The sequence below is a fragment of the Nocardioides guangzhouensis genome (assembly GCF_004519545.1).
Classification (GTDB): Bacteria; Actinomycetota; Actinomycetes; order Propionibacteriales; family Nocardioidaceae; genus Nocardioides; species Nocardioides guangzhouensis.
Map to the genome: position 1 here is coordinate 1 of NZ_SDKM01000071.1, position 10,457 is coordinate 10,457.

Here is a 10,457-nt window from a genome sequence, read left to right on the forward strand (position 1 = left end):
ACAGCGTCTTCCAGACGACGCTGCAGAACGGCAACCCGGTGATCCACCCTGCCGTGACGCTGGTCAACGCCGCTCTGATCGAGCGGACCGGCGGCGGGTTCCTGTTCTACGAGGAGGGGGTCACGGAGGCTGCGGGCAGGGTGATCGAGGCGGTCGACCGTGAGCGGCTGGCGATCGCCGACGCGCTCGGGGTGCGCGTGCTGTCTGAACCCGACCTGGGCGTGCTGCAGGGCTACATGCGTGAGGCCAACTACTCGACCGGCTACTCCACCGCTCCGGGCTTCCTGGGCATCGGCGCACAGAACCAGCTCGACAACCGATACCTGACCGAGGACGTCGGCTACTCTCTGGTGTTCTTGACCGACCTGGCCCGCCGGGTCCGCGTCGAGACCCCGACGATGGAGGCGCTCATCACCCTGGCGTCGATCGTGCTGGCTCGGGACTTCCGTGTCGAAGGGAAGCGGACCCTCGCCACCCTCGGCCTCGACGAGCTGAGCGCCAGCGACCTCGCCGCCCTCTGACCGGCGGAGGCGGCGTACCCGGGCGGCTCCAACGGCGTGGCTGCCTCGCGACGCGTGGGGGACGAGGCGATGCGCGCCGAGACGGTCGAGATCCTCGGGCACCGCCCGCCTGGGTTGATCGCTGGTTATGGTGACGACTGTGGAGGGCACCGGTCTGACCACGGCGGAGGCCGCACGGCGCCTGGAGCAGGTCGGGCCGAACGAGCTCATACAGCGGGGACGGATCTCGGTGTGGTCGAGCATCGGCCTGCAGCTCCGGGACCCCCTTGTCGCCGTTCTTCTCGCTGCCTGTGTGTTGACCTTGGTCACCGGCGACTACCCAGATGCTGCCGTGATCGCGTTCGTGGTGCTGGTCAACACCACGGTCGGGGTCACTCAGGAGGTCAGGGCTGACCGGGCAATCACCGCCCTGGCGCAGTTGAGCGCTCCGATCGTGCGAGTCCGACGTGACGGCGTGGAAACGTCGCTCCCCGCCGCGAGCTTGGTTCCGGGCGACGTCGTCATGCTCGGCGAGGGCGACATCGTCCCGGCCGACTGTGACCTGCTCGAGGCATCGTCGGTGCTGGTTGACGAGTCGGCGCTCACCGGCGAGTCGATCGCGGTGGGAAAGGTTGGGCCCAGGGGTGAAGGGCCGGGCGACGCGCTCTCATCGGGAACAGTGGTCGTCAAGGGTCGCGCCGTTGCCGTCGTGGCCCGAACGGGCGCCTCGAGTGCTCTCGGACAGATCGCCGCTCTGATGGACACACGCGTCCAACCCACTCCGCTGCAGCGTCGATTGGCCGAGCTGGGACGGACCCTGGCGCTGGTTGCCGTCGCCCTGTGTTCGGTGGTGCTCGTGCTCGGCCTGGCCCGGGGTGAGCCGTTGGAGCTGATGCTGGTGACGGCGATCAGCCTGGCGGTCGCAGCGGTACCGGAGTCGCTGCCGGCCGTCGTCACCCTCAGCCTCGCGCTCGGGGCACGTCGGATGGTGGCCCGCAACGCTGTGGTTCGGCGGCTCCCGGCCGTGGAGACCCTGGGCTCGGTGACGATCCTGGCCACCGACAAGACGGGCACGCTCACCGAGGCCCGGATGCTGGTCGAGGAGCTGTGGACACCCGAGCACTCGGTCGGAGTCTCGGGGCAGGGCTACGCACCGCACGGTGCGCTCGTCTCTGCCGGCGCGGCGCTCGACCCCAGCCGAGCCCCCGACGTGATCGAGCTCCTGCGGGCCTGTGTCCTCTGCAACGACGCCCACTTGACGCCGCCCGCCAGACCGGGGGAGCCGTGGTCGGGACTGGGCGATCCGACCGAGCTGGCCCTGCTCAGCGCCGCCGGCAAGGCGGGCATGCGCAAGAACGACCTCGACCGCGTCCTCCCGCGTGTCGGAGAGGTGCCGTTCGACAGCGCGACCCAGCGCATGACCACCGCCCATGTGGTCGTCCGCGATGGCGAGCAGCGCGTCCTGGTCGTGACCAAGGGCTCGGTCGAAGCGCTCCACACCAGGCATGGACCGGGCCGGGAGGCCGCTGTGTGGCGCTCGGCCTTGGTACGTGCCGACGACCTGGCGGGCCAGGGATTCCGGGTGCTGGCGCTGACGGCCGGGGAAGTCCGGATGGGTGCCGACTGGGAGAACAGCCCGCAGCGGCTGTTGGGGCTGGTCGCCATGAACGACCCGGCCAAACCGGCGGCACGAGCCACGATCGAGGAATGCAGGACCGCGGGCATCGTGCCGGTGCTGATCACAGGTGACCACCCGGCCACCGCCCGAGCCGTGGCGCTACGAGTCGGCGTTCTGGACCCCGAAGGGGCGGACCGCACCAGCAGCGTTGTCACCGGACCACAGATCACGGCCGGAGAGGTCGCCGACCTGACCCTGCCCCGGGTCTTCGCCCGGACCACCCCGGAGCAGAAGCTCGACATCGTCCAGGCATGGAAGGACCGGGGCGCCGTGGTCGCCATGACAGGCGACGGTGTGAACGACGGTCCGGCGCTGCACCGCGCGGACATCGGAGTCGCCATGGGCCACCGCGGCACCGAGGTCGCCCGCCAGTCCGCGGACCTCGTGCTCGCCGACGACGATCTGGCGACCGTGGTCGCAGCCGTCCAGGAAGGTCGACGCGTCTACGCCAACATCCGGCGATTCCTGGTCTTCGGCCTCTCCGGTGGCGCCGCTGAGATCCTGGTCATGCTGGTCGGTCCGTTCGTCGGACTGGTGGTTCCCCTCGTCGCCGCCCAGATCCTCTGGATCAACCTGCTCACCCACGGGATCACGGGAGTCGCCATCGGCGCGGAACCCGTCTCACCCGACGCGATGAACCGGCCGCCCAGGCCATCTGAGCAGAGCGTCCTGGGGGATGGCTTGTGGCAGCGAGTTGTCCTGATCAGCGTGGTCCTGTCGGCAGTGACGCTTGCGCTCGGCCTCTGGGCGCACCACGATCAGCGGGCCTGGCAGACGATGATCTTCCTCGCCCTGACCTGCCTCCAACTCGGCGTGGCGATCGGGCTTCGACCGGTGCAGCTCACTCGACAGAACCCGCTGCTACCCCTCGCCGTGGCCGGCTCGTTCGTCCTCGGAGTCGCGGGGGTCTACGTCCCCGTGCTCCAGGACCTGTTGGGGACCTCTTCCTTGCCGGCGGCCGACTTCGCCGTCGCGGTCGCGACCGGGATCCTCGGCTGGCTCATCGCCAGAGCGACGCCGGCGAGAAGTGTGCGCCAGTCCGCCGGGCGTCCTGGCGGGTCGACGTCCTGACCGACTCTCCTGGACCGGCTCGCGCTCGCCGTCGCTTGCGGCACGAGCGAACGGACTGGTGACCCGGACGGCGGAGGGGGATGGTGGACGTGCGCCGGACCAAACACCCTGGCACGACAGCACACCGGGAGTGGCCGTGACCGAGAAATCGCCACCTGAGGGTCCATGGGTCGACCCGCACAGCGAACGGTTCAGGCACGGCAAGGACGACGCCTTCGTCGACTGGTGGGATGAGAAGGACTACTGCCCGAGAGCCACGGACACGGAGTACACGCAGGGCTATGCCTTCGGTTGGGAGATGGCGAGCGACCCCTTGCACGAGGATGGCGATGATCCTCAACTGCCACCGGAGCTCAGGCCCAGGAAGCGTGGACGCTAGTCGCACGCTCATTGGTCACGAGCGCATCCTTCCGTTGCCGTCGAGAGGTGGGAGTAGGACGCGCCATCGAGGTCGTTCCGATCGGACCGGCCCGCCGGTTCGAACGCGCACCCGGGGGGTGAAGTCCACGGTCAGGCGACACCGTCACGTTCGATCGGACACGACATGCACCGGGGGCCGCCGCGACCGCGACCCAGCTCGCTGCCGGCGATGGTGACGATCTCGATGCCGTTCCTGCGCAGGAACGTGTTGGTCGTGGTGTTCCTCTCGTAGCCGAAGATGACGCCCGGAGCCACGGCAAGGAAGTTGTTTCCGTCGTCCCACTGCTCGCGCTGGGCCCCCCTGAGGTCGATCGGCGTCCGTAGGACGCGCAGCTTCTCGACTCCGAGCGCTTCCGCCACGACCGGGAAGAGTTCGGCGTTCTCCGCGACCTGGTAGTCGCCGCCATCACCCACCGGCGTGAGCGTGAAGGATCGCAATGTCTCGGGCAGGAACGGGTAGATGCTGAAGGCGTCCCGGTCGATCATCGTCATCGCCGTGTCGAGGTGCATGAAGGCCCTGGTCTTGGGCAGCTCGACCGCGATGATCTTCGTGACCTTGCCGTGCTTGAAGTACTCGCGTGCGAGGGACTCGATGCCCTGCGGTGTGGTGCGCTCACCCATGCCGATCATCACCGCACCGTTACCGATGACCAGGATGTCGCCGCCCTCGCAGTTCGCCGGCTCGTGGTCGCGGCTGTCGTTGCCGTAGTAGAAGTGGAGCGGTGGGTCGCTGGTCGTGAACATCGGGTGGAAGTTGTACAGCAGCCGCGAGTTGATGGTCTCCCGCTTACGCGCCTGCTTGCTCATCGGATTGATGGAGACGCCGTCGTAGACCCAGGCCGAGTTGTCGCGCTGGAACAGATGGTTCGGTAGCGGTGTCAGGAGGAAGTCGTCGGGGTCGAGAGACCTCAGCAGCAGGCTGTTGGTCTCCCTGAGGTCGAGGTCGCTGCGCAGCACACCACCGATCAGCATCTCGGCCAGCCTGTCGGCCGGTGCGGCGGCGACCAGGTCGTCCAGAGGCTTGTCGAGCGCCGGGCCGAACCTGGTCGCGCTGGTCAACTCGTCCTCGAGGAACTCCCGCGCGCCCGGCTGATCGAGGGCCTGCGTCAGAAGTTCGGCGAACAGGTAGACCCTGACCCCCTTGTCCCGCAGCTTTCCAGCGAAGGCGTCGTGTTCCTCCTTGGCGCGCTGCGCCCACATCACGTCGTCGAACAGCAGGGAGTGCACATTGTCCGGCGTCAGCCGGTTCAGCTCGAGCCCGGGCCGGTGCAGGATCACCTGTCGCAGCACACCGACCTCGGAGTCGACGTGGAATCCCATGATTCCTCCTCCTTCCGACCAACCCCGTCAGATCTACGTTAGCGAGCGCCCGCGCTCGTCGGCCTGGACGAAGGGAGCGCGCTTCGAGACGCGATGGATCGCGGCCCGGTGGACGTCGCCCATCGGAGCGCGCGGCGGTCATCAGCGCGGCACGTCGGGACGGCCGCCTCGTCCTGCGTCTGACCAGCCCGTGATCGTCACGTGATGGAACCTCGCGGGAGGAGCCGGCCAGTTACTCTGCTTGCGAGAGGGGTGGCCGATGTCTGAGGTGTCCGCGCAGGGTGGAGTTGACCGACTCGCTTGGGTGGACGGCCTTCAACCCGCCGTCGTCTGGCGCGAGTTTGCGTCCATCGCAGCCCTTCCGCGGCGATCCAAGCAAGAGGCGATCGTGCGGGCGCACGTTCTGAGCCGTCTTCGACAGCTTGGAGTGCACGCGATCACGGATGCTGCGGGCAACGTGATCGCCGATGTCCCCGGGAAACCCGGGGCGAAGACCGTGATTCTCCAGGCGCACCTCGACATGGTGTGTGAAGCGGACGTCGGGGCAGGCACGGATCCGGCGGTGGACGGTGTCTTCCCGGCCGTGGCCGACGGGTGGGTGCGGGCTCGCGGCACGACACTGGGTGCCGATGACGGGATCGGGGTGGCGGTGGCTCTCGCGATCGCAGTGGAGATCACGTCGGACGCGGCCATGGCTGAACGATTGTCGTATCCGCCGCTGCAGCTGCTATTCACCGTGGACGAAGAGGAGGACTTCAGCGGCGCGGCCGGGGTGGATCCACGGCTGGTCACCGGTCGGATCCTTCTCAATCTCGATTCAGAGGATGAGAACGAAGTCATCATCGGCAGTGCTGGTGGCTCACGTGTGTTCGTGCGTGTCCCGATCGATTGGGAGGCCGCTCCCGCGGAGGGCCGGTGTGTCCAGCTCGCCGTCCGCGGATTGACAGGTGGTCACTCGGGGCAGCAGATCGATGTCAACCTCACGAACGCGGTCAAGGCCCTGGGTTATGTGCTGGCGCTCACCGGCGAGGATCTCGCCGCCGACCCGGCATCCCGGCTTCGCATCGCTGACCTTTCCGGTGGACGCGCTGACAACGCCATCCCGCGCGAGGCTCGCGCCGTCGTCCTCGTCGACGAGCATGGGTACAGGGTCCTGGAACGTGTTGCCGCCGACGTACAGCAGCGAGTGCGGGCCTGGCGTTCAGGAGCAGACGACGACGCGATCGTCGAGATCGTCAAAGCTCCCGAGCCACCGGACCGGATGATGTCAGCAGATGCGGCCCAGCGGATCGTCGACCTGCTGGTTGCCCTGCCTTCCGGCGTGCTGTCGATGGACGAGCGGCTACCGGGGATCGTCCGCACCTCCACCAACCTCGGCGTGGCCTACATTGAGGATGGCGAGGCAGTACTGGTGTCTGCACCACGCTCGTCCCGCCAGGCGGACCTGGACGCGTTGCATGCGCGCTACACCAGCTTTGCGAGGCTCGGTGGCGGGCGCGCGATCGTCACCTCTGAGTACCCCGCCTGGCCGCCTGAGTTCCAGAGCGCCCTGCTCGGTGTCGTCCGTGACTCTCACGTCGACGTCTACGGACAGGAACCTCGCGTGACTGCGGTGCACGCGGGACTCGAAGCCGGAGAGATCGCCGCGCACCTGCCAGAGCTGGTGGCCGTGTCGATCGGCCCGACGGTCGAGGGCGCGCACAGTCCGAAGGAGCGGTTGGACGTCGCCTCGGTGGGGCGGTTCTACGACGTGGTCCGGCGCATCCTGGCCCGGCTCGCAGACAGCGATCTCCGCTGACCGGGACAGGTCCGGCTCCGGGTCACATTCCCTCGCCGCATTACACGGCTGCGCCAATGGCCAGGAATGCCGTGCAGAGCACGAACAGGACCCCGAGCAGGGGCGCGATGAAGCGCAAGTACTGGTCGTAGCGGACCTTGGCGAGCGCGAGCCCGCCCATGACGACCGCGGACGTCGGGGTGATCAGGTTGACCAGGCCGGACGCGGACTGGAACGCCGTGACGACGATCGCCCGCGGAACGCTCGCGAAATCCGCGAGCGGCGCCATGATGGGCATCGCGAGCGCGGCGTGTCCCGACGTGGAGGGGACCAGGAACGCCAGTGGGATGTTGACGAAGAACATCAGGGCGCCGAACACGCCGTTCGAGGTGTCGCTGACGGCGTTCTCCATTGAGTGCAGGACGGTGTCGGTGATCTGTGAGTTGTTCATGATCACGGTGATCCCGCGCGCCATCACGATGATGAGTCCGACACCCACGAAGTCAGCGGCGCCCCTGACCAGGGTGTCGGTCAGGCCCTTCTCGCCGAGGCCGCCGATCAGGCCGACGACGATCGACATCGCGAGGAACAGAGCAGCCAGCTCCGGGAAGTACCAGTCGAGCTGCCAGGCGTAGCTGTCGGCGTTCGGGCCATTGATGACCTGTGCCCACGGGACGATCGCGAAGATCATGAACGCGAACGTGAACCCGACGATGGCCAGGACGATCTTCTGCTTGGTGGTGATGTCCGCGACATCGCCGATGCCGGCGGCCGCGATCTCGTCGTCGCCGGGCTGCGGCCCGGTCCGCGAGCGAGCGGGGTCCGCCTTGACCCGGCGTGCGTACCGGAGCACGAACACGATCGAGATCGGCACCAGCACGATGTACATGAGGAACCGCAGCCCGATGCCCTCACCGATCGAGATCCCCGCGGCGTCCGAGGCGACGCCGGTCGCGAACGGGTTCACCGTCGAGCAGAGCACGCCGACCCCGGCACCGACCAGGATCGTGCCGGCGGCCACCATCCGGTCGTATCCCAGGCTCAGAACCAGCGGTACCACGAGCGCGTAGAAGCCCAGCGTCTCCTCGGCCATGCCCTCGGTCGTGCCGCCGATGGAGAACAGCACCATCAGCGCGATGATCAACACCGGCCCGCGCGTCGAGTAACGCTTCGCGACGCGCGCGATCCCTGCATCGATCGCACCGGTCCGCATGCACATCGTGATGAAGATGCCGATCGCGATCACGAACATGAACACGCCGGCCGCGCCGAACAGCTCACCCGTCTCATACGGCCCGATGAAGCCGGTGTCCAGGTTCTCGACACCGTAGAGGCCGTTGATCGGTGCGATGAACAGCTCCATCAAACGGTCCATGAAGGACAAGCCGGCGTCGACGTGGTGGTAGGACCCTGGAACCGGGGCGCCATCCTTCTGGTCGTACGTCCCGGTCGGGATGATGAACGCCAGCAGCCAGACGGCGATGGTCACCAGGAACAGCACCGTGAAGGCGCTCGGGAACGTGAACTTCCGTCCGCTGGGCGTCTGCTCAGCCTCGATGGTGCGACTTTCCGTGGACACGATGCTTCCTCCCTCGTGTGGTCGCGACTGCTCAGGAACGAAACCGCACCCCCGATACTCAGTACGCGTGCCTGTGCCGGCAGGTCAATCGTCCTCGCCGGCAGGGTGGTTCGCCAGTCCCGCGCACCGTGTCGGAACGGACCTCGGCGACGGAAGTCCTGTGCGCGTGCATGTCACCACCCGCGGGTCGTGGATCAGGAACATTCGCGGTCGCGGCGAGATGCCCCGTCGGGGCCCTGACGCGGTGGCCGTTCGTGGGCAGTGGCACGACATCAGTCGGGACCACGGCTGTGTGAGCCAGCAAATGATCCCTTGTGTTGAGCGCGGCGACTGAGCTCCCCAGTGGGCCTGACTGGGATGGGCATACCCCGGGTCGGGCTGGGCAACCCCTTGCCAGGTTTCCCCGCTCACCTAGCAGTCGGCCAGCAGTTCCAGCTGACCGTTGACCTCCGAGATGTAGAAGGCGCGAGCATCTACCTCGTTGTCGAAAAGCGCGCAGTAGTGGGCGCCCTCGGTGGCGCCGACGACCACTACCACCCACACGGGAACGGCCTGGTCGTCTTCGAAGAAGGTCGTGTGGTTGGCGTAGAGGCTCACGATCGTGCCGTCGTAGCACTCGTTGTTGTGGGTCCAGGTGCCGAGCTGGGTGGTCCCGGGCAGCAGCGAGACCCAGGCCAGGATCGAGTTCGGCAGGGGCGTGTAGGGGCCGCCGACCTTCTGGTCGTGCAGCCGGGGGTCGGCCCAGGCGTCGAAGTGCGCCTTGCAGGCCGTGGGGCAGGGCACGTACCAGCCGTCGGCCTCGCGGATGTTGCTGCAGTCCTCGAGGTGCAGGCGGTGCAGCGCGGGGTCGTGGGGGGCGTTGATGTAGAGCATCATTTGGGTCGTCCGTTTCGTTGGGTTCTGGTGTGACCGGGTGCGGCCACGTCCAGGGACTGTGCGGCCCGGACGGGCCCCGTCAACCACCGCACGCGGCTCTCTCGCACGAGTGGCCGCGCGTTTGCCGAGGGCAGCTGCAACCCCCGAGCTCACGGGTTGATTCGAGGATTCGACTAGGGCTGGACGCCGCCTGGCGGCTCGTCTGAAGACTGGGCCGCCAGCTGCCCTCGCGCGTCCGCAGGCAGTCGGAGCGCTCGAGTGCTGGCCCCATCGTCGGGAGTTGCGCTTCACTTGATCGAGGTGACGTCCCGCCCGCCATCGAGCATTGGTGCCAGTCCTCGCAGACCCACTCCATCACCCGAATCGCGTGAGGTGGGCCGGTGGCGCCTCGGGTGTGTTACTCATTGGCCGATGAGTAACAGAGGATAAGTCGTCCAGTCCGGACGGTTGCCGACATGGGCGACGCACGGTTGGCAGGCCTCAGTTGCGGCACTCGAACGGCCCAGTGCCTCGCCAGGTGGCGTCGGACTGAGCCGTGCGGGCGTGCGACCGGGCACGACCTGTAGTCCGCCGGCAAGTGTCGACTGCTCTCGCGCGATGTCGTCGCATGATGGTGCCGAGGTGTGCTCTGGATGGTGACCATTCGATGGGATTACTGGGTGTGTCCCTATTCCGAGGGAAACGCACTCATCCCGAAGACCGGTACTTCCCTCCTGGGACACATGCGCAAGTGCCGCCCATTGCGTCAGGCGTGGCGTACGGTGGCAGAGCCGATGGAGTACCAGCCGGGACTGGGACGAGGTGTCACATGGATGCAGCCGGGGACACAAAGGCGGTAGGCCCCGGTGGGCCGCCAACGCCGTTGCTGGACCTGGTGATCGTCCAGATCAGCCCGGGAGAAGGATCTGCACACGACGCGCTGTTGGCCGGGCTTTCGTCTGGTGCTGTCTATCGCCGCGACGAAGTGTTCGTCTGGCTTGCCGAGTGGGACGAGGTAAACGTCACCGAGATCGGGTCGGCCTCTATGTATCCAGCGTTTGCGGACCCCATCCCGATCTGGCAGGTCAGTGCAACCTTTGCGTCGCCAACACGTCCGGGTCGCCGATGAATCGGTCGTCCGGCTCGTGTGTCGGGTGTTGAGCCCGAGCAAGGTTCGGCGTAGGTCAGTGGATCGATCGCGACGGCACACACGCGAAACGCGCTCACATGCCGCAGATAGCGTGCGACGCTGCGGCC

The 10,457-nt window shown here is 67.4% G+C and carries 8 protein-coding genes; 5 read left to right on the plus strand and 3 right to left on the minus strand.

Features of this window, described 5'->3' with window-relative positions; all coding sequences use genetic code 11:
- The 3 genes from EKO23_RS23775 to EKO23_RS23785 all read left to right on the plus strand — a co-directional run.
- The coding region (locus EKO23_RS23775; protein ID WP_175582739.1) for an NAD/NADP octopine/nopaline dehydrogenase family protein at positions 1-521 on the plus strand (521 nt) is incomplete at its 5' end.
- A gap of 139 nt (positions 522-660) precedes the next feature.
- Complete coding sequence (locus EKO23_RS23780; protein ID WP_217702788.1) at positions 661-3,249, plus strand: cation-translocating P-type ATPase; 2,589 nt, start codon at positions 661-663, stop codon at positions 3,247-3,249.
- A gap of 130 nt (positions 3,250-3,379) precedes the next feature.
- A complete protein-coding gene (locus EKO23_RS23785; RefSeq protein ID WP_134720974.1) occupies positions 3,380-3,628 on the plus strand; it encodes a hypothetical protein in 249 nt (82 codons plus the stop codon).
- 131 nt (positions 3,629-3,759) lie between these two features.
- On the opposite strand, the gene EKO23_RS23790 is transcribed toward EKO23_RS23785, so the two are convergent.
- Positions 3,760-4,989 carry an arginine deiminase gene (locus tag EKO23_RS23790; protein WP_134720975.1) on the minus strand — a complete coding sequence of 410 codons (1,230 nt, stop codon included), beginning with the start codon at positions 4,987-4,989 and terminating at the stop codon, positions 3,760-3,762.
- A 259-nt stretch (positions 4,990-5,248) separates the two neighbouring features.
- Between EKO23_RS23790 and pepD the strand changes: the two genes are divergently transcribed.
- A complete protein-coding gene (gene pepD, locus EKO23_RS23795; protein ID WP_134720976.1) occupies positions 5,249-6,787 on the plus strand; it encodes a beta-Ala-His dipeptidase in 1,539 nt (512 codons plus the stop codon).
- A 40-nt stretch (positions 6,788-6,827) separates the two neighbouring features.
- Here pepD and EKO23_RS23800 read toward each other — a convergent pair whose 3' ends face one another.
- Positions 6,828-8,345 carry a YfcC family protein gene (locus EKO23_RS23800; protein WP_246051280.1) on the minus strand — a complete coding sequence of 506 codons (1,518 nt, stop codon included), beginning with the start codon at positions 8,343-8,345 and terminating at the stop codon, positions 6,828-6,830.
- A gap of 411 nt (positions 8,346-8,756) precedes the next feature.
- Positions 8,757-9,221, minus strand: coding sequence for a hypothetical protein (locus EKO23_RS23805; protein ID WP_134720977.1), 465 nt, complete (start codon positions 9,219-9,221; stop codon positions 8,757-8,759).
- A gap of 874 nt (positions 9,222-10,095) precedes the next feature.
- On the opposite strand from EKO23_RS23805, the gene EKO23_RS23810 reads away from it, so the two are divergent.
- Positions 10,096-10,329 carry a hypothetical protein gene (locus EKO23_RS23810; RefSeq protein WP_134720978.1) on the plus strand — a complete coding sequence of 78 codons (234 nt, stop codon included), beginning with the start codon at positions 10,096-10,098 and terminating at the stop codon, positions 10,327-10,329.
- The last annotated feature ends 128 nt before the right edge of the window (positions 10,330-10,457 follow it).